Source organism: Agrobacterium sp. ST15.16.055, assembly GCF_027956555.1.
GTDB lineage: Bacteria > Pseudomonadota > Alphaproteobacteria > Rhizobiales > Rhizobiaceae > Agrobacterium > Agrobacterium salinitolerans.
Genome location: NZ_JAQKGN010000002.1, coordinates 529,130 through 553,912, shown reverse-complemented (window position 1 = coordinate 553,912; position 24,783 = coordinate 529,130). Strand labels below are relative to the sequence as shown.

The window sequence follows — 24,783 nt, the reverse complement described above, 5'->3', positions numbered from 1 at the left end:
CACCCTCGAATACATAGCAAAGATCGATTTTCTCACATAACGTTTTCTGAGACGGCGTCCGGAAATATTTGATTCGACAGGGATGGACTGCAAGGTGTGGAGTATCGATTGACCGAAGGCTGCGGGTTGCTGGAAAAGGCTTGCAAGGCTGTTGCCGCCCTCGACCTGCCCGCGTGCATCAAGGACAGCGAGCTGCGCTATGTCGTGGTCAATGCCGCCTATGCCCGGGTCATGGGGCAAGAGCCTTCAGGATTTGAAGGTCATACCACTCTTTCCCTCTCCGCCGACATTCGCGATGCAGAGCGGGAGGATCGTGAGCGTCGTTCGCTGGTCTTTGCGACTGACGAGACGATAGCCTGTCATGTCCCGACCAGCGTGGAATCGTCCTTGCTTCGCTGCGAACGCTTCGTGGGTGAAGACGGCAATCTTTTCCTGTTCGAAATGTTCGAGGAGACGCCGTCGGCTGTTTCGCGCAAGTCCGCGGCCGTGGGCGGTGCGTCGGATATTTTGTTCAGCAGCGGCGTCATGGATTTCATCGATGCCGGCATCGTCGTTTATGACCGGGATAATCGGCTGGTCTATTGTAACGCGCGCTTCGCAGAGTTTTACGGTGATCTCGACATCGAGCTGAAACCCGGCATCCGGCTCGAAGCATTGATGAAAACGCTCTATTTTTCGAGCGGATATCGTTTTCTGGAGGGTGACGCGCCGTCTTTCGAAGACTGGATGCAGAAGCAGCTGCGTGATTTTTCCCTCTCCTATCTCGAAAGGGTCGAACAGTTTGCCGACGGCCGCTGGGTGCGCATGATCAACAAGCGGCTGGACAACGGCATGCTTGTCGGGCTCAGGGTAGATGTGACCGAGTTCAAGGCGCATGAGACTCTTCTGAGCACACAAATCCGCGAGACATGGCTGCTGCGCGCTGCGCTTGAACAATTGCCGGTCGGCGTGTTCCTGAGGGATCAGGACAGGCGGCTGACCTACGCCAATGCCGCCTACGATACGTTCCTGGGCGGTAATCTCGCCGACTATATGGGCAAGACCGAATCCGAAATGTTCCCGCAGAACGGCTCCCAGTTCCAGCAGGAAAACGAACGGATTTTGCAGACCGGAGAGGCGCTCGAACGCACGGGAAACATGCCTCAGCGCAACGGACAGGCCATTCCCGTCATCACCCGGCTCGGCCGGGTTGCGACGCCGGATGACGAATATTATCTGGTGGGTTCCGTTACCGATGTCAGCCTTTTGCAGGAGCGGGAAAAGGCGCTGATCGCCGCCCAGGCCGAAGCCGAGAAGCTGCACCGCCAGCTTGAAGCGGTTCTTCATGCCCTGCCGGTGGGCGTGCTGCTGCTCGACGCCGATCTCGTCATCGAATATGTCAATCCGTTCTTTTATGAGGTCTGGGGAGAGATCGGCGGCGAAAAGTCGCTTGTCGGCAAAACTTATCGCGAATTCATGGAGATGAATTTCGACAGCGGCCTTTATGACTATGGCGACAGGCCTTTCGATGAGGTCTATGGCGAGCGGGTGCAGCGGCTTTTAAAGGAGGAGGTCTTTGCGCCCCGTGAGGTGCGAAGCAAAAGCGGCAAGGTCACGGTCATTTCGAAAACCCGGCTCGAAGGCGGGAAAATCCTCAGCACCTATGCCGATGTCACCGATGTGCGCATGCGCGATGTCGAGATCAGCAAGGCGAAGGCCGAACTGGAGCGGGTCGGCGAATATATGCAGGGAGCCACGCGCGCCATGGCGCAGGGGCTGGTGCTGGTCGAGCAGGGCACGATCATCATGTCCAACGAGGCGATGGCGCGCATGTTCGACGTTCCGCCGCATCTCCTGGAAAAGGGCTGCAACTGGTCGGGTTTCTTCGCCCATTGCGCCGGCCGCGGCGATTTCGGCACGGCCGAGGAGGCTGCCGAGACGCTGCGCGCCTGGAGGGAGAATATTGCCGCCAACCGGCCGTTTTCGTGGCTCATCCATGTCGCTGGCAAAAGCTGGCTCAATCTGGAAGCCACCAACAGTTCCGGCAATTACTGGCTCATCATCGTCACCGATGTGACCGAGATGAAGCTGCGTGAAGAGGAATTGCAGCGGCTTCTGTCACGCGCGGAAGCGGCGGATCGGGCCAAATCGGAATTCCTGGCCAATATGAGCCACGAAATCCGCACGCCCATGAATGGCGTTCTCGGCATGGCGGAGCTTCTGGCCAAATCCAATCTCGATACGCGGCAGAAGACCTTTACCGATATCATCGTCAAATCCGGCAATGCGCTTCTGACGATCATCAACGACATTCTCGATTTTTCGAAGATCGAGGCCGGGCAGATGAGGCTGCGCAGCGTGCCCTTCGATCCGGCGGAGGCGGTCGAGGATGTGGTGTCGCTCCTGTCCTCGGCGGCGCTTGAAAAGGACATTGAGCTGATCGTCCGGATCGATGCTTCTGTCTTCGGCAAGGTTATCGGCGATGCCGGCCGCTTTCGGCAGATCGTCACCAATATCGTTGGAAACGCCGTCAAGTTTACGGAAACGGGGCATGTGCTGGTCGAGCTTTCGGCGCGGTCGGCGGAAACGTCCGAGGCCATTCTGTCATTGCGCGTCGAAGACAGCGGGATCGGCATTCCGGCCGACAAGCTTGAAACCATCTTCGACAAGTTCAGCCAGGTCGATGGTTCCGCCACGCGCCGGCACGAGGGAACCGGGCTGGGGCTGGCGATTACGGTCGGGCTCGTCGGTTTGTTCGATGGCGCGATCAATGTCGTCAGCGACGTTGGAAAGGGATCGACTTTCGAGGTCAATATTCCGTTTCAGGTGACCGAGAGACAGCGCGATCTCCCGTTTCTTTCCGTGGCGATCGACGATATTCGCGTGCTCGTCATTGACGATAACGACGTCAACCGCCGTATTTTGACGGAGCAGTTGAGAAGCTGGGGCATAGACGGCCACGCGGTGGGTGACGGACCTACTGGCATTGCGGTGCTGGAGGAGGCGGTGGCGCTTGGATTTGCCATTGACGCCGTCATTCTCGACTATCACATGCCCGTCATGAACGGGCTGGATGTGGTGGAGCGGATCCGGGCGGATGCGCGTTTTGACGATATCGCCATTGTTTTCCTGACCTCCATGGATGTCGTCGGTGACGAGACGCTGTTCACCGATCTCAACGTGCAGGCGCATCTGATGAAGCCGGCACGGGCGCGGCTGCTCCGTTCCACCCTGTTCGATGTGGTGCGGGATGTGCGCCTGAAACGCGCTCGCCAGGCTCCGGCGCTGCTTGAGGCAGGCCACGATGCGCGCGCCGTCCGGCCGGAAAACGGCCCCGTGGTGAGGAAACAGCGGGCTGACACAGCCACGGCAGTGCCTTTACGGCATCGGTCCAATCTGGTCGATGTGCTGGTGGCGGAAGACAATGACGTCAACCAGATAGTCTTCAGCCAGATACTGCAGCAGGCGGGTCTGCGCTTTCTGATTGTCGGCAATGGCAAGAAAGCCGTGCAGGCGTGGCAGGAGAATAATCCCGCACTTATCCTGATGGATGTCTCGATGCCGGTCATGAACGGGCATCAGGCGACGCAGGCCATACGTGCCGCGGAACGGACCGCCGCCGACGGCCGACATGTGCCGATCATCGGCGTAACCGCCCATACGCAGGAGGCGGACCGTGAACTATGCCTGGAGGCGGGTATGGATGACTATCTGTCGAAGCCCATTAGCCCCGAAACGCTGGAAGACAAGATCGCGCAATGGCTGGGCGAAAACATGCCGCGCCGCGATGCGCCGCGCGTCTGACTTTTCGACCAGAACAGCGCTGTGCTGCTGTCAGCCGAATGGTTTTATGCCGCAGAGCATCTCCCGCTTTCCGGCAAATCCTTTCCGACGCTCCAGCTCAAAACCGGTGGCGATGAGGTTGCGGCGAACGAAGCCGGCGGCGGCATAGGTGGCGAATGTGCCACCGGGCGCCGTCTTTGCGAAAAGCGCCTGCATGATTTCCAGCGACCACATGTCCGGATTGCGCGCGGGTGCGAATCCATCGAGAAACCAGGCGTCGAAATTTTCCTCGCTTGCGGAAATGCCGGTGAGCGCTTCGCCGCAAACCACTGTCAGGCGCGTTTCGTCATCGAGCTGGATTTCGACCCGTCCTTTCGGCTCGGCGGGCCAGAGGGCGGTGAGCGCCTTGCGTTCGGCATCCACTTCCGGCCAGCGGGAAAGCGCCCGGTCGATTTCCTCCGCCTTCATCGGGTAGAGTTCGAAGGAGATGAAATGCAGCGTGGAGCGGCCGTTGCGCATCTCTTTCCATTGGCGCCATGTCTCGCAGAGGTTAAGCCCGGTGCCGAAGCCCAGTTCGCCAATGCGGAAGACGCCCTCGCGTTCGAGCCAGCGCTCCGGCAGGCCGTTTCCGGAGAGGAAGACATGGCCGCATTCCAGCCGGCCATCCGTCTGGCAATAAAAATGGTCGTCAAAGGCCAGTGAATAGGGCATATCCCCTTCACGCCAGTCGAGCGCGGTTGAGGCTTCCCCGACCGATGAACCGGCCGCTGCGCCGGTCTCTGTGATATTTTCGTTGGAATGTTTCATGGCTAAAGCCGATAATCCTGCTTTCGAAAACGGTCAATCTCCAAGATTACCGGCTTCCGTGCCGCTCCTCGTCGTCGGCGGCGGCATCATGGGGCTGTGGGCCGCCGTCAAGGCGGAACGGCTCGGCATCGAGACATTGCTGGTGGAGGCGGATCGCACCGGCGGCGGCGCCAGCGGCGGGCTGCTGGGCGCACTGATGCCGCATATGCCGGACCGCTGGTCGGACAAGAAGCAGTTCCAGTTCGACGCTCTCGTTGCCCTGGAAAAAGAGATTGCCGGGCTGGAGGCGGAGACCGGGCTTTCCGCCGGCTACCGTCGCTCAGGCCGGATCATTCCGCTGCCGAAGCCGCATCTGCGCGCCATTGCCGAGCGACACGAACGGGATGCGCTGGAGAACTGGGTTTCGGGTGAGCGCCGGTTCCATTGGCATGTCGTCGACAGCCCTTCGGTCGCGGGCTGGGTGGATGATGCGGCGGGTGAGGCGGGTTTCGTGTTCGATACGCTGGCGGCGCGGGTTTCGCCGCGTGCGCTGATCGCCCTTCTTTCGGCTTTTCTCGGCAAGGCGCGGCATGTGCGGCTGGCGGAAGGTCGTGGCGTTCTTTTGCTCGATGCGGATGCCGGGCGGGCGGTGCTGTCGTCGGGCGAGGAGGTTTCTTTCGGCCATGTCATTGTCGCCAACGGCCATGGTTCTTTTCCCCTTATCCGCGACGCCCTCGGTGTGGATGCCGGTGTGACGCTCGGGCAGGCGGTGAAGGGGCAGGCGGCGCTTCTCGATGCGGCGGCCGACGCGGCGATGCCGGTGGTGTTTCTGAACGGTCTTTATATCGTGCCGCATGAAGACGGCACTGTTGCGATCGGCAGTACCAGCGAAGATTGTTTTTCCGATCCCTTAAGTACCGATGAAAAACTTGAAAAACTGCTTGCGGATGCGTCTGCCGTTGTTCCCTCGCTTGTCCGCGCGCCGGTGCTGGAACGCTGGGCGGGGCTGCGCCCGAAAGCGGTGGGGAGGGACCCGATGGTGGGCGCGATCCCCGGCCATCCGAGGCTCGTTGCGCTGACCGGCGGCTTCAAGGTCAGCTTCGGGCTGGCGCATTTTCTTGCCGATGCGGCGTTGCAAACCGTGTGCGGTCACACGCCTGTCATCCCCTCGGGCTTTCACCTTCAACAACACGTGAGTATTGCCGTCGCGGCCTTTAGAAAGTTCTGACCAGGCCGCCCACGTCGTTAATCTGTCACGCAAATCACTTATTTGCTGGCCTGCAAAGAGGCCGGTTTGTCCGCATTTGCGGCGAGGTGACAGTGCATGCGATACGCCATTCATTTCACGCCTTCCCCCAATGACCCCCTGACGCAGGCGGCGGCCGCGTGGTTGGGGCGCGATGTCTATTCAGGTCAGGCTGTGGAACCTCCCGGCACGATCGACCTCGGCATGCAGGAGATTTCCTACCATACGGCCCTGCCGCGCAGGTATGGTTTCCATGGCACGATCAAGGCTCCCTTCCGCCTTGCCGAAGGCCATTCCGAGGCCGCGCTTTTGCGCGACCTGATGTATTTTTCCGGCAAGCATGAGCCTTTCATGTTGCCGCAACTTGTGGTGGCAAGGCAGGAGAATGTCTTCAGTCTCGTTCCCGAGCGTCCCTGTGAAATGCTGCATTTTTTCGCCGCCCGCGTGGTGCAGGAATTCGACCGTTATCGGGCGCCGCTCTCCGACGCGGAAATCGAGCGCGCGGATCCGGACCGGCTTTCGGCTTCGCAGCTCACCAATCTGCATCGCTGGGGTAGTCCGCATGTGATGGACGAGTTCCGGTTTCAGATGTCGCTGACGGGCGGTGTGGAAGCTTCCAGCAGCCAGAGGATAGAGCGGGCCGTGCGCAAGGTTTTCGAGCCGCTGCTCACCCGATCCCTGCAGTTTTCCAGCCTTGCGCTTTTCATTGAGGATGAGCCGGGCGCGCCTTTCCGGGTGCACTCGCTTCACCCCATGGGCCGTGTTTCCGCCCGAAAGATCGCCTGAAGAGCGCAACGGCACAATCGTATACAAAAAAGCATCGGAATGTCAGCAAAATTGATCTCGACATTCCGGAAGCGGATGCTACCGTTCGGATATCGCATATCTGAAGCGTATGTTGTGCCCGTTGCGGGTCATCGCGCTTCGGAGGTCTGTTTTATGTCTCCCGAAATCGGTTTCCGCCTTGGGAGAGATGGTCTGGGTGGCTGAATGATTTCCGAAAATTACTCCCGCAATCTGGTGGGCTATGGCCGCAATGTTCCCGATCCGAAATGGCCGGGCGGCGCGCGCATCGCCGTGCAATTCGTCATCAATTACGAGGAGGGCGGCGAGAGCTGCATTCTCGACAATGACAAGGCGTCGGAATCGCTGCTTTCGGAAATCGTCGGCGCGCAGCCGTGGCCGGGCCAGCGCAACCTGAACATGGAATCGATCTACGAATATGGCTCGCGCGCCGGTTTCTGGCGGCTGTGGCGCATGTTCACCGGGCTTGGCGTCACCACCACCGTTTACGGCGTGACCGCTGCCATGGCCCGTAACCCCGAGGCCGTAGCGGCGATGAAGGAAGCGGGCTGGGAAATCGCCAGCCATGGCTATCGCTGGCTGGAATATAAGGATTTTTCCGAAGAGGAAGAGCGCAAGCACATCGTTGAGGCCGTGCGTCTGCACACGGAGGTTACCGGCGAGCGCCCTTACGGCATGTATCAGGGTAAGCCTTCCGACAATACGCTGCGCCTCGTCATGGAAGAGGGCGGTTTCCTTTATTCGTCGGATTCCTATGCCGACGATCTGCCCTATTGGGTGAAAGGTCCGAAGGAAGAGCCTTTCCTCATCATTCCCTATACGCTTGAAACCAACGATATGCGGTTCGCCACGCCGCAGGGCTTCAATTCCGGCGACCAGTTCTTCACCTATCTGAAGGATGCATTCGACGTGCTTTATCAGGAAGGTGTCGAGGGCGCGCCGAAGATGATGAGCGTCGGCCTGCATTGCCGTCTTGTCGGCCGTCCCGGGCGCGCGGCGGCACTTCGCCGTTTCATCGAATATGTGCTCGGTCATGAGAAAGTGTGGATCCCGCAGCGCATCGAGATCGCCCGTCACTGGCATGAACATCACAGGCCGGAGGTGTTTTGATGGTGACGCGCGAGGACTTTGTCACCCGATTCGGGGGCGTGTTCGAACATTCGCCCTTCATAGCCGAACGGGCCTATGACGCCGGCGGAGCGGGTTTGGAGCTAACGGCCAAGGCTGTTCACGCCGTGCTCAGCGCTCAGTTTCGCGCGGCTTCGGAGGCGGAGAGGCTCGGCGTATTGCGGGCGCATCCCGATCTGGCCGGCAAGCTGGCGATTGCGGGCGAGTTGACGGCCGACAGCCGCAACGAACAGGCCGGCGCCGGGCTGGATCGGCTTACCCCCGAAGAGCACGCCCGCTTTACCACGTTGAACGGCGCCTATACCAAAAAATTCGGCTTTCCCTTCATCATCGCGGTCAAGGGGCTGAACAGGCACGATATTCTTTCCGCCTTCGAGACGCGCATCGGCAACGGCGCGGCCGAAGAATTTGAGACGGCGATGGCGCAGGTGGAGAAGATCGCCTGGCTGCGCCTTTCCTCGATGCTGCCGGAAGGCTGAATTGGCGAGCGGTGGCCGTTCTGCTAGAATCGTGCCGTCTGGAGATGAAGATCATGAGACCCTCCGAGGTGCTGGAAAAGAACAGGGAAGCGATCCGCGAAGCGACGAAACGCTTCAACGCGGCGAACCCGCGCGTGTTCGGCTCCGTCGCCCGCGGCGAGGACCGGCCGGATAGCGACCTCGATATTCTGGTGGATGCGCTGCCGGGCACGACATTGTTCGACCTTGGCGGCTTGCTGGAGGAATTGAAGGCGCTGCTTGGTGTGGAGGTCGACGTCGTCACCTCAGGCGGCCTGCATTCGGACATACGGGCGCGGGTTCTGAAGGAAGCCAAAGCGGTATGAGTACGGATCGGCTTCTGCTCTATCTGAAGGAGATGGATGTTGCCGCCTCCAGAATACGTGATTTCGTTCACGATATGGATGAGGCCGCTTTTTCTTCCGACACGCGGACGCAGATGGCGGTCATGATGGGTCTTGCCGTGATTGGCGAGGCGGTCGCCAAGCTGGATAAGCAATACCCCGCGTTTTTACAGCAGCACCCGGAGATCCCCTGGATCAAGATGAAGGGTATGCGCAATCTAATCGTGCATGATTATTTCCGGGCGGAACTCTCGGTCGTCTGGAAAACGATAACGCAGAGCATTCCGGATTTGCAGGCGCGTCTCTCCCTTCTCCGAAACTGGCATGCCCAAGGTGAATGACATTTGACTGATTTTCTCGACATAAAACCTCTCACCAAAGAGGCTTTCGCATCCTTTGGCGATGTGATCGAAACGACACCCTCTTCCATGCGGCACATCAATGGCGGCCAGACCGAGCGGCACCATGCGCTTGCAGCGCCGGAGGCTGCGGGCGAGGGTGCGCGTGTCATCCTCAATATTTTCCGCGGGCAGCCGCGGGTCTTTCCGCACGAGATTGAAATGATGGAGCGGCATCCGCTCGGCAGCCAGAGTTTTTCGCCGCTCTCCGGCCGGCCTTTCCTCGTGGTCGTCGCCGATGACGATGGCGGCCGGCCCGGCCGGCCGCAGGTGTTTCTGGCGAGGGGCGATCAGGGCGTGAACTATCGCCGCAATGTCTGGCACTATCCGCTGATGCCGTTGCAGGCGGTTTCGGATTTTCTGGTTGCCGACCGCGATGGGCCGGGTAACAATCTGGAAGAGTATTTTTTCGATGAGCCCTATATGATCGCGGAGCCCAAGCCATGACCGGTTTGACCACCCATGTCCTCGATGCCGCCCATGGCACGCCCGCGCAAGGGCTGACGATCGAGCTTTACCGGCTCTCCGGCGATCGCCGCGAAAAGCTGAAGACGGTGCAGACCAATAGCGACGGCCGTGTCGATGGGGGACCGCTGCTCGTCGGCGACAGTTTCAAGGCCGGCGAATACGAGCTGGTTTTCCATGCCGGCGATTACCTGCGCGGCAAGGGCGTGGTGCTGGCGGAGCCGGCCTTTCTCGACATTATCCCGATCCGTTTCGGCATTGCCGACGAGAGCGGCCACTACCACGTGCCGCTTCTGCTTTCGCCCTATAGCTATTCCACCTATCGAGGAAGCTGATTGCCATGATCTTTGCCGCTATTGCCGATATTCACGGAAACTGCGCAGCACTTGAAGCCGTGCTGGAGGATATCGCCCGTCTTGGCATCAAGGACATCGTCAATCTCGGCGATTGTTTCAGCGGCCCGCTGGAAGCGGGTTTTACCGGCGACGTGCTTGTTAGCAACTGGATTCCCAGCATTCGCGGCAATCATGACCGGGAACTGATCGAGCGCGCGCCGGAGGAGATGGGAAGCTGGGAAAGACCGGCGCATGCGCAGCTGAGCGCCGCCCATCTGGACTGGTTGCAAACCTTACCCTTCAGCATGGTGTTCAAGGATATCGCCTATTGCTGCCATGGCTCGCCGCTTGGTGATCTCGACTACTGGCTGGAAACGCTGTCGCCGGAAGGCGTGCTGAAACTGCGGCCGCTGACCGAAATAGAGGAGCGGGCGGAAGGTATCTCCCAGCCGCTGATGCTGTGCGGGCACACGCATATTCCCCGTGCGGTACAGCTTTCCAACGGCCGGTTGATCGTCAATCCCGGTAGCGTCGGTTGCCCCGGCTGGAAGGACGACACGCCTTTCGATCATCATGTCGAGGCGGGCCATGCGCTCGCCACCTATGCCGTGCTGGAAGAGACCGGGCGCGGCTGGCAGGTCTATTTCCGGAATATCCGCTACGACAATCTGGCCATGTCGGAAATGGCGAGGGTCAACGGCATTCCCTATCTGGCTGATGCATTGGAGAACGGCTGGCTGAAGCGGTAAGGATCACCCCTCACTGGTCATCACCACGCATGCATAGGACTGCGCCTTCAGCGCCTTGCAGGCGGCAACCGCCGAAGACTGGTCTTCGAAGCCGGTGAACCGGGCGCGGTAAAGCGTTGCCGATCCGCTTTGCACCGCTTCGGTATAGGGAGCGATCCCGGCATGGTTTCTGGCGATGTTGGAGCGGGCATTGGCGAGCAGCGAGCGGGCGGCGGCTTCGCTGTCGGTGGCGGCGATCTGCACTTCCCAGCGGCTGCGCTGGCCGACGGAGGCTGCAGCGGGTGCCGGCCGCGGAATGGCTGAAACCTGCATCATGTCGGCCACCTGATCGTTCGCTGTGGCGATCTGCATGGCGACCGGATCTGCGCGGCGGCGTTCGGCAAACATGGGCAGCGGCACGGCTGCGGGCGGCACATCGAAGGTACGGCTGACACTCGCGCTGGCGACGAGCTGTTCGGTATTGCGGCTTCTCGATGCCTGCGGCACGGCCTTGTCGAGAAGGGCGGCCATCTGGGCATCGCGGCTGCGGGCGGTCTTGCCGCCTAGCACGACGCCAACGACACGGCGGCCATTATGATTGACGGCGCTGACGAGGTTGAAGCCGGAGGCATTGGTGTAACCGGTCTTGATGCCGTCCATGCCCTTGTAGCGATACATCAGATTGTTGTGGCCGCGGATGCGTTTTCCCCGAAAGCTGAAGGATTCCATGGCGAAGAGGCGGTATTCCTTGGGAAAGTCACGCTGCAGCGCCAGGCCGAGTTTCGCCATGTCGCGCGCTGTCGTCACCTGTGATTTGCTGGGCAGGCCGGAGGCGTTGCGGAACACCGTTTTCGTCATGCCTAGCTGGCGGGCCTTGCGGGTCATCATTTGGGCAAAGCGCGCCTCCGAGCCGCCGAGATGGTCGCCCATGCCTTCCGCCATGTCGTTGGCGGATTTGACGATCATGCCATAGACGGCCTCGCGCACGGTGAAGGTCTGGCCCTGGCGTACATAGAGCTTCGAGGGGATGACCGACGCGCCGTTCTTTGACATCTTTATCTTCTGGTCCCAGCGCAGTTTCCCGGAATGCAGGGCCTCGAAGGTCATGTAAAGCGTCATCATCTTGGTGAGCGATGCGGGGTGGTTGAGCACATCGGCGTTGCGAGCGGCCAGAACCTTGCCGGTATTGGCGTCCATGATGAAATGGGCATAACCCGCCTGCGCAGGCGACGCCTGCAATGAGAGGATCGCGCAAAAGAAGGCGAGCGCGAAGACCCATGCACCCGCCATTCCCCGTTTGACCGTTCCCGACATAATTCACCCCTTTTGTTCGATCGCCGCGATGGGCGAAGTTTTACTGACACTTTCCGGCAACAAAACCGCTAAAACTTTAGAGATCGCTTTCATGCTTAATTAAGTATGAATTTCAAGCTGGCGGGCGGCCCTGCTATTTCCTTGAAAAGAAACCAACCATCCGGTATGTTTAGTGTCATGACAAATGCATATGAACGCAAGAAGCAACCCGAACTCGTGCGCCGCAATCTTCTCGATTGCGCGGCCAGACTCGCTGCTGAACAGGGTGTTGCGGCGCTCTCGGTGCAGGCGGTTGCGGACGCGGCCGGGGTGACGAAAGGCGGGTTGTTCCATCATTTCCCATCCAAGCAGGCGCTGCTGGAAGCGGTCATGGCGGACCTTCTGGCGGCTCTGGACTGTGAAATCGATGACCTCCTCTCACAGGATTGTGAAGCTTTCGGACGCTTCACGAGGGCCTATGTGAATGCAGTTTTCTCGGATCGGGGCAGGGATTCGGGGAAACAGTGGGCCGCGATTTCGGTTTCCATGGTCGGTGAACCGTCGCTTCGACGCATGTGGAACAGCTGGATCGAGGGGCGGCTTGCCCGTCATAAGGAAACGGATAGTGGGGTGGTACTGGAGCTGGTACGGCTTGCCGCTGACGGCATCTGGTTCGCCGATCTTCTGGCCGATGATGGCAGGGCAGGTGGCGACAGGGCGGCTCTCAGAGCGCGCATGATCGCGCAGACGAAGAAGGATGCAGGGTGATGAATGCAGCTGTCTTGACCTATGGAGCGCTCGTCGCCGCCATCGTCTGCGAAGTCATCGCGACCTCCTTTCTGCAGCAGTCGCAGCAATTCTCCCGGTTTTTGCCGACGGTGCTGATGGCGCTGTTTTACGGTGCGGCTTTTTATCTGCTGTCGTTCACACTGCGGGCCATGCCGGTCGGCGTGGCCTATGCGATCTGGAGCGGGCTGGGCATCGTGCTGATTTCCGGGATCGGTTATTTCGTTTTCCGCCAGACGCTGGATATCGCCGCCGTCATCGGCCTCGGGTTTATCGTGACGGGGGTGGTGATTGTGAATGTTTTTTCGAAGACGGTGGGGCATTAACGGCACTCCTGCACCCTTCCTCATTCCTGCGCCCGTCACAGGAATCCAGCCGGCGCGCGTCTGCGCGACGGGGAGAGTCCTTTCGGCCCAAGGACTTGGGCTGGCTCCCTGTGCTCGTCACAGGGATGAGGGAGGCAAAGTACGACGGGGCGTTCTGAGACACTGGCTCTGAGTTATCACCATCACGCCAGAATGCTGCGATCCACATCCGTAATCAGCCGCTTGCCGCAAAGCGCCATGCTGACATCCATCTCCTTGCGGATGATCTCCAGCGCCGTGGTTACGCCCCGCTTGCCATCGGCGCCGAGGCCATAGAGGAAGGGGCGGCCGATATAGGTGCCTTTGGCGCCGAGCGCCACGGCTTTCAGCACATCCTGACCGGAGCGGACGCCGCCATCCATATGCACCTCGACCCTGTCGCCGACGGCGTCGACGATCTTCGGCAGCATGGCGATGGAGGAATGCGCGCCATCAAGCTGGCGGCCGCCATGGTTGGAAACGATGATGGCGTCGGCGCCGGTATCGAGCGAGGCGCGCGCATCCTCCTCGTCAAGGATGCCCTTGAGGATAAGCTTGCCGCCCCAACGCTGCTTGATCCATTCGACGTCTTTCCACGACAGGCGCGGATCGAACTGTTCCGCCGTCCAGGAGGAGAGCGAGGAGAGGTCGGAGACGTTTTTGGCGTGGCCGACGATGTTGCCGAAGCTGCGCCGCTTGGTGCGCGCCATGTCCAGGCACCATTTCGGCCGGGTCGCCATCTGCCAGATGTGTTTCGGGGTGAATTTTGGCGGGGCCGAGAGGCCGTTGCGCAGATCCTTGTGGCGCTGGCCGAGAATTTGCAGATCGAGCGTCAGCACCAGTGCCGAGCACCCGGCGGCCTTCGCCCGGTCAATCAGATTGTTGACGAAGTCGCGGTCCTTCATCACATAGAGCTGGAACCAGAAGGGTTTCGAGGTGACCGAGGCGACATCCTCGATGGAGCAGATGCTCATGGTGGAAAGCGTGAAGGGTACGCCGAATTCTTCGGCTGCTTGTGCCGCCAGCATCTCGCCATCGGCGTGCTGCATGCCGGTCAGGCCGGTGGGGGAAAGAGCCACTGGCATCGAAACCTTCTCACCGATCATTTCGGTGGCAAGCGACCGGTCGGTCATGTCGACCAGCACGCGCTGGCGCAGCTTTATCTTGGAAAAATCCTCCTCATTGGCGCGGTAGGTGCCTTCCGTCCATGCGCCGCTGTCGGCGTAGTCGAAAAACATTTTCGGCACACGGCGCTGAGCCTGTTGCTTCAGGTCCGCTATGGTCAGGATTTTGCCCATGGATAAAGCCTTCACATTTGAATGAAGGCTTCACATAGCATGGATGGCGTGGTGGCGACATCAAAATCGTCGCCGTACTGTTACCAAAATGCGCGCAGGAACAGTTCGCAGCCGAGCAGAAGCAGGCAGATGAGAAACCAACGCCGGAACGTCGCCGGGCTGACGATGCGCCGAACCTTCTGACCGAGCCACATGCCGGCAAGGGCCGGCAGGACGGCCAGCGCGGAAAGTGACAGATGCTCGACGTGAAAGGCATTCTGCGAGGCAAGCCCGGTAGCCAGTGCAATGGTTGAAACGGTGAAGGAAAGGCCGAGCGCCTGCACGAGATCGTCGCGGTTAAATCCGAGTGACTGAACATAGGGGACGGCGGGCACGACGAAAATTCCGGTGCCGCCGGTCAGAAGGCCCGTCGCCAGCCCCATGACGGGTGAGAGTTTTGGTTCCAGTCTTGCCGGAAACGAGACCGGTCTGGCAAGCAGGCTATACGTCGCGTAAACCGCAAGGCACAGGCCGAGCGCCGAGGTGGTCCAGACGCCGGTGCCCGCCGTCATCAGCCGGATGCCGATGAGGGTGCCAAGCACAATGGCTATCATCATCGGCCACAGCCGCTTCACGATGGCCCGGAAATCAGGCCCAGCCAGCAATTGCCAGATATTTGTGATGAAGGAGGGCAGGATGAGCAGGCCGGCGGCGATGACCGGCGGCATGAAGAGGCCGAGCACGCCCATGGCGACGGTGGGCAGTCCCATGCCGGTCACCCCCTTGACGATGCCGGCAACGATGAAGGTCGCGAGGATCATGAGCAGGGTGGTTGGGTCTAGATCCGGCATGGGGCACTCCAGAGGTCATTCGCATTTCGGCCGGTGACGCCAGCCAGTCATATGAAGCGAGCGGGTGCGGCACGGTTTCTTCTCCCCGCCGGGGAGAAGGTGGCCCGAAGGGTCGGATGAGGGGGCAAGCTCTCCGAATATCGCCGACGTTGCCCCCTCATCCCGCTGCCGCGGACTTCTCCCCGGCGGGGAGAAGAAACAAGGGGCATCCGCTCGCTCGATAGATATTGGTTTAAACGAGATCGTGACCGGATGTTTCGGCCCCGCCCGAACTATGCAAGCGTGCTTTTCATCGCCTTACCGGCCACGTAGGTTTCGACGACGGTGCGGTCGTCACCCATGGTCAGCATCAGGAACAGTTCTTCCGTCAGGCTGTTCACCACTTCCATCTTCAGCGCCATGGCGGGTGTCGAGGAGGCGTTCAGCACGGTGATGTCGGCGTCCGTGCCGGCCTCCAGCGTGCCGATGCGATCGACCATGGAGAGGGCTTCGGCGTTGCCTCGCGTCATCAGATACCAGCTTTCCAGCGGGTTGAGACGTTCGCCCAGCAATTGCTGGATCTTGTAGGCCTCGTCCATGGTGCGCAGCATGGAATAGCTCGATCCGCCGCCGATATCGGTGGCAACCGCGATACGAACAGGCTTTTCGCGCCGTTGCAGCTTTTTCATCGGGAACAGGCCGGAGCCGATGAAGAGGTTCGAGGTGGGGCAATGTACGGCTACCGCGCCGGTTTCCGAGAGTACATCTGCCTCGCGGTCAGAGAGGTGGATGGCGTGGCCGAGCAGGGTCTTTTCGCCCATCAGGCCGTAGCGCACATAGATATCCGTATAGTCGGTCGCCTCAGGGTAAAGCTCGCAGGTATATTTGATCTCATCCAGATTTTCGGAAAGATGCGTCTGGATGAACAGATCGGGGAATTCCTGCGCCAGCGCCTGGGCGGCTTCCATCTGCTTCGGCGTGGATGTAATGGCGAAGCGGGGGGTGATGGCGACGTGGTTGCGACCCTTGCCGTGCCAGTCGGCGATCACTTGCCGGGTCTCGTCATAGGAGGTTTCCGGCGTGTCGAGCAGGCCTTGCGGGGCGTTGCGGTCCATCATCACCTTGCCGCCGACCATCAGCATGTTGCGCTTCAGAGCTTCCGCGAAAAAGGCGTCGGCGGAGGTCTTGTGCACGGAGCAATAGGCAACGGCGGTGGTGGTGCCGTGGCGCAGAAGCTCGTCGTAAAAATGCGTGGCGATGCGCTGGGCGTGGGCAGTTTCGACGAAACGGCATTCTTCCGGGAAGGTATAGGTGTTCAGCCATTCCAAGAGATTGGCGGCATAGGAGCCGATGACCTGCATCTGCGGGAAATGCAGGTGCATGTCGATGAGGCCGGGCACGATGAGATGCGGGCGGTGGTCCTTTTCCTCGACGTTTTCGGGGGCTGTCTCACGGATATCGGCGTAGTCGCCAATGGCAGCGATCCTGCCGTCTTCGATCAGCAGGCCACCGTCTTCGATATAGACATAGCTTTGCGTATCGTCGATTGCGAGCGGCGCGCGGCGGAAGCTCAGCAGACGGCCACGCAGCAGAACCATGCTCATTCGGTTTTTCCTTCCGCTGTTCCAGCCCCGGAAACCGCACTTTCATACCATGCGGTCAGCAGCTTGCGCTCATCCGGGGTGATGGCGGTGATGTTGCCGGGAGGCATGGCATGGCTGCGGCCGGCTTGCAAATAGATTTCGCGCGCATGGGCGGCGATCTGTTCGTCGGTTTCGAGCTTCACCGATTTCGGTGTGAAGGGCACGCCTTCCCACACCGGCTCGGCCGCATGGCACATGGAACAGCGGCCCTGAACCACATCGCGGGCCTTGGCGAAATGGGTGTCGGTGACGAATTGCTGCTGCATCGGCGAAAGCGTCGCTGCCTTCTGTTCTTCTTCGCCGGTCAGCACCTTCGGCACCGTGGAAAGCCACATGATGACGATGAAGATGAGCGCGGTCGCGAGCCAGGTCCAAGTCGGCTTGCCCTTGCGGGCGTGGGTGGTGTTGAACCAGTGGCGGATGGTGACGCCCATCAGGAACACCAGCGCTGCGATGATCCAGTTGAACTGGGTCGCAAAGGCCAGCGGATAATGGTTCGACAGCATGAAGAAGATCACGGGCAACGTCAGATAGTTGTTGTGTAGCGAGCGCTGCTTGGCGATGCGGCCATATTTCGGGTCCGGCGTGCGCCCGGCGATCAGGTCAGCGACGACGATCTTCTGGTTGGGGATGATGATGAAGAACACATTCGCCGACATGATGGTGGCGGTAAACGCGCCGAGATGCAGGAAGGCGGCACGGCCGGTGAAGACCTGCGTGTAACCCCATGCCATCGCCACCAGCGCGACATAAAGGACAATCATCAAGCCCCATGTGTTGTTGCCGAGCGGCGATTTGCAGAGGAAATCGTAAAACAGCCAGCCAATGGCAAGCGATGCAAGCGACAGGCCGATGGCCTGGAACTGGGTGAGCGCCAGCACCGAATGATCGATGAGGAAGAGATCGGCGCCGCCATAATAAACGATGCAGAGCATGGCGAAGCCGGAAAGCCAGGTGACGTAGCTTTCCCATTTGAACCATGTCAGGTGCTCGGGCATGCGGGCAGGGGCGACCAGATATTTCTGGATGTGGTAAAAGCCGCCGCCATGCACCTGCCATTCCTCGCCATAGGCACCCGGCGGCATATCCGGGCGTTTGACCAGCCCGAGATCGAGCGCGATGAAATAGAAGGATGAGCCGATCCAGGCGATGGCGGTGATGACGTGGAGCCAGCGGACGGCAAAGGCCATCCATTCCCACGCAATGGCGTATTCGTACATGCGGTTCCCCTGATCCTTGTGCAGCGCACCTTGCGAGAAATTTGGCCTTTAGGGAAGGGGAAAGCAAAGCTTGGGGCGCGATTGTTCACAATCCGATGCTTTTGTGTCTGCAATATCAGTTTGTTGTATCCTTTAGCGTGGGTTGGCCCGGTAAAGTTGCACTAGCTCATTCCTGTCGCATCGTTTGTGCTTAGCTGGCTAACGCGACTCAGCTATTATCCTTTGTGCAGTCTGCTGATGTGCTAAAATATAAGGCTGCGGAGTCCTGTGGGGCGTCTTGCCGGAAATCCATTCCGGTTTTATGCGCGATACGCAGGGCTTCCATGACATGTTTCGCTGGCGGTTCTTCCGGAAGCGGGCGCTGCGAACCCTGGGTGGGGGCAGGTCAGGGGGCAGGTATCGCAGTTCCCGGCGCCGTTGTGTCCGGGTAAGTGTTGATGTGAAATTTGAATAAAGGGACGCAATGATCTTCCGGCTGCCGCCGTTGTTTCAACGGAGACCATGCCGATGCGCCTTGTTCTGACGGTCCTCTTCCTATCTCTGGCGTTCAGCGCCACCGCGCTTGCCCATGAATCCCACAAGGGGTTTAAATATGAAAGCTATTGCTGCAATGGCGACGCCGAAACCGGCGACTGCCAGATGATCCCCACGCGCAGTGTTCGTGTCACGTCCGACGGTTACGAGGTCTCGCTCGCGCCCGGCGATCACCGCATGGTCACGCGACGCCACGTCTTCAACTGGTCGCAGCGCGAGGCAAGACGATCCGAAGATGGCGAATATCATCTCTGCTTGTTTCCGGATGAGGATACGCCGCGCTGTTTTTACGCGCCGGACATGGGGTTTTGAGGCGGTTGCTGCGGATGGCTTTCTTCGATCCGCTTCAATATCCAGTCGCGAAACAGTTTGATCTTGCGGATGTTCCTGCGGTTTTCGGGGTAAACCAGCCAATAGTTCTTGCCTTCGCTGCTGAGGTGTTCGAAGGGCTGGTAAAGGCGGCCGAGGGCAATCTCATCGGCATAGAGTTCAGGGGTGAGCATGGCCACCCCTTGGCTGGCGATCGCGGCGGCGGCTTCGAAGGCCTGTACATTGAGGCGGCTGCGGGGATAACGATTTAGGCCGGGATTTTCGACGCCGACTTCCTGGAACCATTGGCTCCACCAGATATCGCCGGGATCGATGATGCGCAGGCGCAGCAGGTCTTCCGGTTTGTGCAATCCGCCGATGCTTTCGGCAAGGCTCGGATGCAGCATCGGCGTATAAACGCCGCGCAGCAATTGATGATAGATAAGCCCTTTGCCGTTATCTTTGCTCCAGCGAATGGCGACATCGCAATCTGATTGGGAAAAATCGATCAATGTCCCCGACGTTTCCAACCGCACGGCGATGGAAGGATGTTCGAGCTGGAAAGCTCCCAGATGCCGCGAGAGCCAGCGCGACGCAAAGGTGGCCGTGGAATGGATGGTCAAGGTGGCGTCAGGCGTGTCACGCACACTATCTACGGCCTCCTGTAACGTATTGAAAGCTTCGGCGACTTTCGGCGCGAGTTTCTGCCCGGCCTCGGTCAGCGAAACCTGCCGCGCCCTTCTGATGAAGAGCGGCTCGCCGATATTCTCTTCCAGCAGTTTCACCTGATAGCTCACCGCCGTCTGCGTCATGCCCAGTTCCTCACCGGCCTTGGTGAAACTGAGATGCCTTGCGGCGGCTTCGAACACCCGCAGGGCGTTCAGCGGGAACTGGCGCGACATTTTCATGGATAAGTTCTCTTTATGCCAATTGCCGAAGGTTTCATTGGTTTTTCTCCGGAAAACAGAGCATTTTTAGCTCAATTCATCAACTGAGCTTCTGACATTTTTGAATGGAGACGAACATGCGCACAGCACTCTTGCGCGCGTGGTCCCGCCTGTGTGCGGGTCTGCGGACAGTGGAACGGTTTACCCTTGAAAGCCTTCAACCCGACAATCTGGCGGATGAAAGCCTGCCGGATGGGCTCAGGCGTGATCTTGGCCTTGAGGATGGCCGTGTCGATTTTCGTTGCGACGGATTTCGGCAGCGGAAAATGCTTGCAGTAACTCGGCTGCCACAAGGGCCGCTATGATCGCAGGCCGTTTGTCCCTGACGCTATTGCCGCCGACGGGCAGGGTGAGCTTTGCAAGGCGGGAAGCGGGCTCTCCCTCCCGCTCCAGCCAATGGGCGAAGGTGGCGCGTTTGGTCTTCGAGCCGATCATGCCGACATAAGCGAGATCGTCGCGGGCAAGCGCTTCCTTCGCAATCAGGAAATCGAGTGCATGGTCGTGGGTGACGATGATCGCCGCGCCGTTTGCCGGGATTTTCGGAACGAACGCTTCCGGCATGGGGGTGAGGATGGACCCCACCGTCGATGGAAGATCGCGTAACTCGCTTTCACGGGTTTCCACCACCGTCAGGCTCAGGGGCAGCAGCGACAGGGCATCTGCCAGCGCCTTGCCGACGTGACCCGCGCCGAAAATGAAGACGGCGGGCTGCTGTTCGGCTTCGCCCTTCAGCCGCGCCTCAAGCCCGGCGGCAATCTCTGCCGTTATCCGCCGGAAGCGGATGAGGGTGCGACCGCCGCAGCATTGGCCGATTTCCGGCCCAAGCGGAATATCCATGCGGTCTTCGGCCGTCCCTGTTCGCAGCATGGCGCGGGCGTGGTCTATCGCCATATATTCGAACTGTCCGCCGCCGATGGTTTCCCACAAGGCTTCCTGGCTGACCAGCATGAAGGTGCCAGCCTCGCGTGGGGATGAGCCTTTCACTGCCTCGATTTCCACGAGGATGGTGGGGGCAGGGCGGGCGAGGAAGGCGGAGAGGGAGGCGTCAGGCATTGGCGCTGGCCCCCTCATCCGGCGCTACGCGCCACCTTCTCCCCGGCGGGTAGAAGAAACCCGGAGCGATGTTTTCGCTTACCTCACCCACTTTGCGGAAATTTGCGACGGCGCGGCTCGTTTCTTCTCCCCGCCGGGGAGAAGGTGGCCCGAAGGGACGGATGAGGGGGCTCGGCCGCATGGACACTTCCCCCTCACACCTTCTTCAACCGTTCCACCGCCATCAAAACGCGCTCCGGCGTTGCCGGGGCATCGAGGCGTGGGCAGACCTTGTAGTCGGCGACGGAGGCGACGGCCATGGAGAGCGCTTCGAGAACCGAGATCGCCAGCATGAAGGGCGGCTCGCCCACGGCCTTCGAGCGGCCGATGGTGGGTTCGGCATTTTCCGCCCATTCCGCCAGCCTGACGTTGAAGCTCTTCGGCCGGTCGGAGGCAAGCGGGATCTTGTAGGTGGAAGGTGCATGGGTGCGTAGCCGCCCCTTGCCGTCCCACCACAGTTCCTCCGTGGTCAGCCAGCCCATGCCCTGCACGAAAGCGCCTTCGATCTGGCCGATATCGATGGCCGGGTTCAGCGACTTGCCGACATCGTGGAGGATATCGGTGCGTTCCATCAGGTATTCGCCAGTCAGCGTGTCGATCGACACTTCGGAACAGGCCGCGCCATAGGCGAAATAATAAAACGGTGTGCCACGGCCGGCGGCGCGATCCCAGTGGATTTTTGGCGTCTTGTAAAAACCGGCGGCGGAAAGCTGCACGCGTGCGAAATATGCTTTTTTGATGAAATCGTTGAAGGCGATTTCTTCAAGCCCGATGCGCACGCGGTTCGGCAGGAAGACGACTTCGTCTTCCGGCACGTTCCAGTTCTCGGCGGCGAATTTGACGAGGCGCTCGCGAATCTGGCGGGCGGCGTCATAAGCGGCCATGCCGTTCAGGTCCGTACCGGAGGAGGCGGCGGTGGCCGACGTGTTCGGCACCTTGCCCGTCGTCGTGGCGGTGATTTTCACCCTGTTGATATCCACCTGGAAGGCATCTGCCACCACCTGCGCCACCTTGGTGTAAAGGCCCTGACCCATTTCGGTGCCGCCATGGTTCAGGTGGATGGAGCCGTCATTATAGATATGCACCAGCGCGCCCGCCTGATTGAAGGCGGTCATGGTGAAGGAGATGCCGAATTTGACCGGGGTAAGCGCGATGCCCTTGCGGATGATCGGGCTTGTCCTGTTGAAATCCACGATTGCCTGCCGGCGCGCACGATAGTCGCTTGACGCCTCCAGCTCCTCGACGACGCGGGCGATGATGTTGTCTTCGACTTCCTGATGATAGGGCGTTGTGGTGCGGCCGGAGCCGGTCTCGCCGTAGAAATTCAGCTTGCGGATATCGAGCGGGTCCTTGCCCACCGCATAGGCGATTTCCTCGATAAACCGTTCCGCCCCCAGCATGCCCTGCGGGCCGCCAAAACCGCGAAAGGCGGTGTTTGAGACTGTGTGGGTTTTCAGGGGCCGGGAGGTCAGATGCACATTCGGGTAGAAATAGCTTGAATCGGCATGGAACAGCGCACGGTCGGTGACCGGCCCGGACAGATCGGAGGAAAAACCGCAGCGTGCGGCATAGGTGGCATCGACAGCGTGGATGCGGCCTTCCTCATCGAAGCCCAGTTCGTAATCGACGCGGAAATCGTGGCGTTTGCCTGTCGCCGTCATGTCCTCGTCGCGGTCCGGGCGGATTTTGACGGCCCGGTTCAGCTTCTTGGCGGCGATGGCGCAAAGGGCTGCGAACTGGTTGCCCTGCGTTTCCTTGCCGCCGAAACCGCCACCCATGCGGCGCACCTGCACCGTGACGGCATTGGACGGCACCTGCAGGATGTGGCTGACGATATGCTGGATTTCGCTCGGATGCTGGGTGGAACTCCACAGCGTCACCTCGTCATCCTCACCCGGCACGGCCATGGCGATATGGCTTTCGAGATAAAAATGCTCCTGCCCGCCGATACGCATCGTGCCGGTGAGGCGGCGCGGCGCGACATCCATCTCCAGCTTCGCATCGCCACGTTTCAGCGTCATCGGGTCGATGACGAGCGCGCCGCCATTTTCGATTGCGGTATCGATATCGGTGAAATGCGGTAGGTCCTTATAGGTGATCTTTGCCTTGCGTGCGGCCTTGCGGGCGATATCGCGGGTTTCGGCAAAGACGGCGAAGACCGGCTGGCCGTGGAATTCGACCTTTGTCTCCGCCAGCAGCGGCTCATCGTGACGACCGCCGGAGGAGATGTCGTTTTCGCCGGGCACGTCCTTGCCCGTCATCACCCAAAGTACGCCCGGTGTGGCCTCCACTTCGGCGAGGTCCATCGCGATGATTTCCGCGTGAGCACGGTCGGCAAGGCCGAGTGCGCCGTGGACGAGGCCGGCGGGTTCGGGAATGTCATCGATATATTCGGCGCTGCCGGTCACATGCTTGTGGGCGGAATCATGCCGGAGCGAGGTGTGCATCGGGCCGTCGATTTCGGTCTTGGTCTTGTCGAAGCTTGTGGTGTCCATGGTTCAAGCCTCCTCCAGCGTGAAACGCGCAAGTTCCTGCTTTTCGCCTGATGTCTCCAGGAAGAATCGTATCAGCAGGTTCTTCGCCGTCAGTTGGCGATATTCGGCGGTCGCGCGCCAATCCGTGAGCGGGGTGAAATCCTCATCCAGCGTATCGCGCGCCGCGTCGATCGTTTCCTGCGACCACTCTTTCCCGAGAAGCGCGGCCTCCAGATGTGCAGCGCGTTTCGGCGTGCCGGCCATGCCGCCGAAGGCGATGCGGATGTCGTCGACTGCGCCATCGGCATCGAGCGTCAGATTGAAGGCGGCGCAGAGCGCGGAAATATCTTCGTCGCGGCGTTTGGAAATCTTGTAGACAGCGTAGTGACTTTCCGGCGTCTGGAACGGAATGAAAAGCTTCTCGACGAATTCGCCGCTCAGCCGGTCCTGTTTGCCGTAATCGATGAAGTAGCTTTCCAGCGGCACGGTGCGGCTGCCGGAGGACGAGCGCAGGGTGAGCGTGGCCCCGAGGGCGATCAGCGCTGGCGGCGTGTCGCCGATGGGCGAGCCGTTGGCGATGTTGCCGCCGATGGTGCCCATATTGCGCACCTGTTCGCCGCCGAGCCGATCGAACAACCGGGCAATCGGCGGGAAGTACTCCGCGATGGTCTTGAAGGCCTGGCTGTAGGTGACGCCAGCGCCCAGTGTCACGCCGTCTTCACCCACGGTGATGGTTTGCAGATCCCCGAGATTGTTGATGAAGATGACAGGGTTCAGCGCCCGCATCTGCTTTGTTACCCACAGGCCGACATCGGTGGAGCCGGCGACGATGGTCGCCTTCGGTTCGGCAGCGTAAATCTCGGTCAGCTCGGCCAGCGTCGCTGGAATGATGGTGCGGCCCTCGCCGTGGGTGACGGTGATCGTTTCATTGGCGCGGATCGCCCAGAGCCTTGCCATGATATCGGTGCGGTCGCGTTGCAGCGGGTCGAAGAGGGCGCTCGGGCGCGCGGCGGCGATCTTTTCGGCGGCGCGGACTATCGGCTCATAGCCCGTGCATCGACAGAGATTGCCTTGCAGCGCCTTTTCGATGTCGGCGCCGCCGGGGTTTTCGCTTGATAGCCACAGGCCGTAGAGCGACATGATGAAGCCCGGCGTGCAGAAACCGCATTGCGAGCCGTGGAAATCCACCATCGCCTGCTGTACGGGGTGCAGCGTGCCGTCGCGCGCGGCCAGATGCTCCACCGTGACGATATGGGCGCCGTGCAGCGAACCTAAAAAGCGGATGCAGGCATTGACGCTTTCATATCGCAGAGAACCGTCCAGCAGCCGCCCGACCAGCACCGTGCAGGCGCCGCAGTCGCCTTCGGCGCAGCCTTCCTTGGTCCCGGTCAACCGCTTGTTGATGCGGAGATAATCGAGAAGCGTGTCTGTCGGTCCGAAACCCTTCAGCGAGATGGTTTCGCTGTTGAGGATGAAACTGATCGCGTCGTTCATGCAATGCCCTGCTTTTTTTGACCGGCTGCCGAGCCGGTTTCTTGTCA

The 24,783-nt window shown here is 60.3% G+C and carries 23 protein-coding genes; 13 read left to right on the top strand and 10 right to left on the bottom strand.

Annotated features, from left to right (window positions below):
• Positions 1 to 108 precede the first annotated feature (108 nt).
• Positions 109 to 3,783, top strand: a complete 3,675-nt coding sequence (locus PL599_RS05885; protein WP_271358935.1) for a PAS domain-containing hybrid sensor histidine kinase/response regulator — start codon at positions 109 to 111, stop codon at positions 3,781 to 3,783.
• A gap of 30 nt (positions 3,784 to 3,813) precedes the next feature.
• Here PL599_RS05885 and mnmD read toward each other — a convergent pair whose 3' ends face one another.
• Positions 3,814 to 4,569, bottom strand: coding sequence for a tRNA (5-methylaminomethyl-2-thiouridine)(34)-methyltransferase MnmD (gene mnmD, locus PL599_RS05880; protein WP_269825176.1), 756 nt, complete (start codon positions 4,567 to 4,569; stop codon positions 3,814 to 3,816).
• Between mnmD and PL599_RS05875 the strand changes: the two genes are divergently transcribed.
• From PL599_RS05875 to PL599_RS05835, 9 genes are all read left to right on the top strand, one after another.
• Positions 4,568 to 5,776 carry an NAD(P)/FAD-dependent oxidoreductase gene (locus PL599_RS05875; protein WP_269825177.1) on the top strand — a complete coding sequence of 403 codons (1,209 nt, stop codon included), beginning with the start codon at positions 4,568 to 4,570 and terminating at the stop codon, positions 5,774 to 5,776. The two genes, mnmD and PL599_RS05875, sit on opposite strands and share 2 nt — an antisense overlap.
• Positions 5,777 to 5,872: 96 nt before the next feature.
• Positions 5,873 to 6,580: a DUF1045 domain-containing protein gene (locus PL599_RS05870; protein WP_269825178.1), complete on the top strand. Its 708-nt coding sequence runs from the start codon at positions 5,873 to 5,875 to the stop codon at positions 6,578 to 6,580.
• A gap of 204 nt (positions 6,581 to 6,784) precedes the next feature.
• Complete coding sequence (gene puuE / locus PL599_RS05865; protein WP_077981503.1) at positions 6,785 to 7,708, top strand: allantoinase PuuE; 924 nt, start codon at positions 6,785 to 6,787, stop codon at positions 7,706 to 7,708.
• On the top strand, positions 7,708 to 8,205 hold the full coding sequence (gene uraD, locus PL599_RS05860) for a 2-oxo-4-hydroxy-4-carboxy-5-ureidoimidazoline decarboxylase (protein WP_137410812.1): 498 nt from the start codon (positions 7,708 to 7,710) through the stop codon (positions 8,203 to 8,205). Before puuE ends, uraD begins: the two co-directional genes overlap by 1 nt.
• Positions 8,206 to 8,258: 53 nt before the next feature.
• Positions 8,259 to 8,549 carry a nucleotidyltransferase family protein gene (locus tag PL599_RS05855; protein WP_035220685.1) on the top strand — a complete coding sequence of 97 codons (291 nt, stop codon included), beginning with the start codon at positions 8,259 to 8,261 and terminating at the stop codon, positions 8,547 to 8,549.
• Positions 8,546 to 8,908, top strand: a complete 363-nt coding sequence (locus PL599_RS05850) for a HepT-like ribonuclease domain-containing protein (RefSeq protein WP_077981505.1) — start codon at positions 8,546 to 8,548, stop codon at positions 8,906 to 8,908. The genes PL599_RS05855 and PL599_RS05850 overlap by 4 nt, the downstream gene beginning before the upstream one ends.
• 3 nt (positions 8,909 to 8,911) lie before the next feature.
• Positions 8,912 to 9,412 (top strand): ureidoglycolate lyase, encoded by a 501-nt coding sequence (locus PL599_RS05845; protein WP_077981506.1) that lies wholly within the window; start codon positions 8,912 to 8,914, stop codon positions 9,410 to 9,412.
• Entirely contained in the window at positions 9,409 to 9,765 is a 357-nt protein-coding gene (gene uraH, locus PL599_RS05840; protein ID WP_077981507.1) for a hydroxyisourate hydrolase, read from the top strand. The genes PL599_RS05845 and uraH overlap by 4 nt, the downstream gene beginning before the upstream one ends.
• A gap of 5 nt (positions 9,766 to 9,770) precedes the next feature.
• Positions 9,771 to 10,514, top strand: a complete 744-nt coding sequence (locus tag PL599_RS05835; RefSeq protein ID WP_077981508.1) for a metallophosphoesterase family protein — start codon at positions 9,771 to 9,773, stop codon at positions 10,512 to 10,514.
• A gap of 3 nt (positions 10,515 to 10,517) precedes the next feature.
• Here PL599_RS05835 and PL599_RS05830 read toward each other — a convergent pair whose 3' ends face one another.
• A complete protein-coding gene (locus tag PL599_RS05830; RefSeq protein ID WP_162520319.1) occupies positions 10,518 to 11,783 on the bottom strand; it encodes a D-alanyl-D-alanine carboxypeptidase in 1,266 nt (421 codons plus the stop codon).
• A 189-nt stretch (positions 11,784 to 11,972) separates the two neighbouring features.
• Here PL599_RS05830 and PL599_RS05825 point away from each other — a divergent pair, with 189 nt between their 5' ends.
• Both PL599_RS05825 and PL599_RS05820 read left to right on the top strand, forming a co-directional pair.
• On the top strand, positions 11,973 to 12,554 hold the full coding sequence (locus PL599_RS05825; RefSeq protein WP_269825179.1) for a TetR/AcrR family transcriptional regulator: 582 nt from the start codon (positions 11,973 to 11,975) through the stop codon (positions 12,552 to 12,554).
• Entirely contained in the window at positions 12,554 to 12,898 is a 345-nt protein-coding gene (locus tag PL599_RS05820; RefSeq protein ID WP_137410809.1) for a DMT family transporter, read from the top strand. The genes PL599_RS05825 and PL599_RS05820 overlap by 1 nt, the downstream gene beginning before the upstream one ends.
• A gap of 182 nt (positions 12,899 to 13,080) precedes the next feature.
• On the opposite strand, the gene PL599_RS05815 is transcribed toward PL599_RS05820, so the two are convergent.
• The 4 genes from PL599_RS05815 to puuD all read right to left on the bottom strand — a co-directional run bounded on the left by PL599_RS05815 (position 13,081) and on the right by puuD (position 17,886).
• The gene (locus PL599_RS05815; RefSeq protein WP_162520311.1) at positions 13,081 to 14,214 is read right to left on the bottom strand and encodes an alpha-hydroxy acid oxidase; all 1,134 of its coding nucleotides are present in this window, start codon (positions 14,212 to 14,214) and stop codon (positions 13,081 to 13,083) included.
• Between the two features lie 80 nt (positions 14,215 to 14,294).
• Positions 14,295 to 15,044 carry a sulfite exporter TauE/SafE family protein gene (locus PL599_RS05810; protein ID WP_269825180.1) on the bottom strand — a complete coding sequence of 250 codons (750 nt, stop codon included), beginning with the start codon at positions 15,042 to 15,044 and terminating at the stop codon, positions 14,295 to 14,297.
• A 272-nt stretch (positions 15,045 to 15,316) separates the two neighbouring features.
• Positions 15,317 to 16,627: a guanine deaminase gene (gene guaD / locus PL599_RS05805; RefSeq protein ID WP_077981512.1), complete on the bottom strand. Its 1,311-nt coding sequence runs from the start codon at positions 16,625 to 16,627 to the stop codon at positions 15,317 to 15,319.
• On the bottom strand, positions 16,624 to 17,886 hold the full coding sequence (gene puuD, locus PL599_RS05800; RefSeq protein WP_269825181.1) for a urate hydroxylase PuuD: 1,263 nt from the start codon (positions 17,884 to 17,886) through the stop codon (positions 16,624 to 16,626). The genes guaD and puuD overlap by 4 nt, the downstream gene beginning before the upstream one ends.
• 507 nt (positions 17,887 to 18,393) lie before the next feature.
• Here puuD and PL599_RS05795 point away from each other — a divergent pair.
• Complete coding sequence (locus tag PL599_RS05795) at positions 18,394 to 18,732, top strand: hypothetical protein (protein WP_162520310.1); 339 nt, start codon at positions 18,394 to 18,396, stop codon at positions 18,730 to 18,732.
• Here PL599_RS05795 and PL599_RS05790 read toward each other — a convergent pair.
• The 4 genes from PL599_RS05790 to xdhA all read right to left on the bottom strand — a co-directional run bounded on the left by PL599_RS05790 (position 18,708) and on the right by xdhA (position 24,736).
• Positions 18,708 to 19,637 carry a LysR substrate-binding domain-containing protein gene (locus PL599_RS05790; RefSeq protein WP_142911775.1) on the bottom strand — a complete coding sequence of 310 codons (930 nt, stop codon included), beginning with the start codon at positions 19,635 to 19,637 and terminating at the stop codon, positions 18,708 to 18,710. The two genes, PL599_RS05795 and PL599_RS05790, sit on opposite strands and share 25 nt — an antisense overlap.
• Before the next feature lie 237 nt (positions 19,638 to 19,874).
• Positions 19,875 to 20,729, bottom strand: a complete 855-nt coding sequence (gene xdhC, locus PL599_RS05785) for a xanthine dehydrogenase accessory protein XdhC (protein WP_269825182.1) — start codon at positions 20,727 to 20,729, stop codon at positions 19,875 to 19,877.
• A gap of 194 nt (positions 20,730 to 20,923) precedes the next feature.
• Positions 20,924 to 23,263 (bottom strand): xanthine dehydrogenase molybdopterin binding subunit, encoded by a 2,340-nt coding sequence (gene xdhB, locus PL599_RS05780; protein WP_269825183.1) that lies wholly within the window; start codon positions 23,261 to 23,263, stop codon positions 20,924 to 20,926.
• Positions 23,264 to 23,266: 3 nt separating this feature from the next.
• On the bottom strand, positions 23,267 to 24,736 hold the full coding sequence (xdhA, locus tag PL599_RS05775) for a xanthine dehydrogenase small subunit (RefSeq protein ID WP_271358934.1): 1,470 nt from the start codon (positions 24,734 to 24,736) through the stop codon (positions 23,267 to 23,269).
• Positions 24,737 to 24,783: the final 47 nt, after the last annotated feature.

Excerpts from the sequence above, each read along its gene's own strand:
- PL599_RS05835 (WP_077981508.1), top strand. The coding sequence starts at position 9,771 with ATGATCTTTGCCGCTATTGCCGATATTCACGGAAACTGCGCAGCACTT.
- PL599_RS05795 (WP_162520310.1), top strand. The coding sequence starts at position 18,394 with ATGCGCCTTGTTCTGACGGTCCTCTTCCTATCTCTGGCGTTCAGCGCC.
- uraD (WP_137410812.1), top strand. The coding sequence starts at position 7,708 with ATGGTGACGCGCGAGGACTTTGTCACCCGATTCGGGGGCGTGTTCGAA.
- PL599_RS05820 (WP_137410809.1), top strand. The coding sequence starts at position 12,554 with ATGAATGCAGCTGTCTTGACCTATGGAGCGCTCGTCGCCGCCATCGTC.
- xdhA (WP_271358934.1), bottom strand. The coding sequence starts at position 24,736 with ATGAACGACGCGATCAGTTTCATCCTCAACAGCGAAACCATCTCGCTG.
- PL599_RS05855 (WP_035220685.1), top strand. The coding sequence starts at position 8,259 with ATGAGACCCTCCGAGGTGCTGGAAAAGAACAGGGAAGCGATCCGCGAA.
- puuE (WP_077981503.1), top strand. The coding sequence starts at position 6,785 with ATGATTTCCGAAAATTACTCCCGCAATCTGGTGGGCTATGGCCGCAAT.
- puuD (WP_269825181.1), bottom strand. The coding sequence starts at position 17,886 with ATGTACGAATACGCCATTGCGTGGGAATGGATGGCCTTTGCCGTCCGC.
- uraH (WP_077981507.1), top strand. The coding sequence starts at position 9,409 with ATGACCGGTTTGACCACCCATGTCCTCGATGCCGCCCATGGCACGCCC.
- guaD (WP_077981512.1), bottom strand. The coding sequence starts at position 16,627 with ATGAGCATGGTTCTGCTGCGTGGCCGTCTGCTGAGCTTCCGCCGCGCG.
- PL599_RS05825 (WP_269825179.1), top strand. The coding sequence starts at position 11,973 with ATGTTTAGTGTCATGACAAATGCATATGAACGCAAGAAGCAACCCGAA.
- PL599_RS05810 (WP_269825180.1), bottom strand. The coding sequence starts at position 15,044 with ATGCCGGATCTAGACCCAACCACCCTGCTCATGATCCTCGCGACCTTC.
- PL599_RS05850 (WP_077981505.1), top strand. The coding sequence starts at position 8,546 with ATGAGTACGGATCGGCTTCTGCTCTATCTGAAGGAGATGGATGTTGCC.
- PL599_RS05815 (WP_162520311.1), bottom strand. The coding sequence starts at position 14,214 with ATGGGCAAAATCCTGACCATAGCGGACCTGAAGCAACAGGCTCAGCGC.
- xdhC (WP_269825182.1), bottom strand. The coding sequence starts at position 20,729 with ATGCCTGACGCCTCCCTCTCCGCCTTCCTCGCCCGCCCTGCCCCCACC.
- PL599_RS05875 (WP_269825177.1), top strand. The coding sequence starts at position 4,568 with ATGGCTAAAGCCGATAATCCTGCTTTCGAAAACGGTCAATCTCCAAGA.
- mnmD (WP_269825176.1), bottom strand. The coding sequence starts at position 4,569 with ATGAAACATTCCAACGAAAATATCACAGAGACCGGCGCAGCGGCCGGT.
- xdhB (WP_269825183.1), bottom strand. The coding sequence starts at position 23,263 with ATGGACACCACAAGCTTCGACAAGACCAAGACCGAAATCGACGGCCCG.
- PL599_RS05830 (WP_162520319.1), bottom strand. The coding sequence starts at position 11,783 with ATGGCGGGTGCATGGGTCTTCGCGCTCGCCTTCTTTTGCGCGATCCTC.
- PL599_RS05870 (WP_269825178.1), top strand. The coding sequence starts at position 5,873 with ATGCGATACGCCATTCATTTCACGCCTTCCCCCAATGACCCCCTGACG.
- PL599_RS05790 (WP_142911775.1), bottom strand. The coding sequence starts at position 19,637 with ATGAAAATGTCGCGCCAGTTCCCGCTGAACGCCCTGCGGGTGTTCGAA.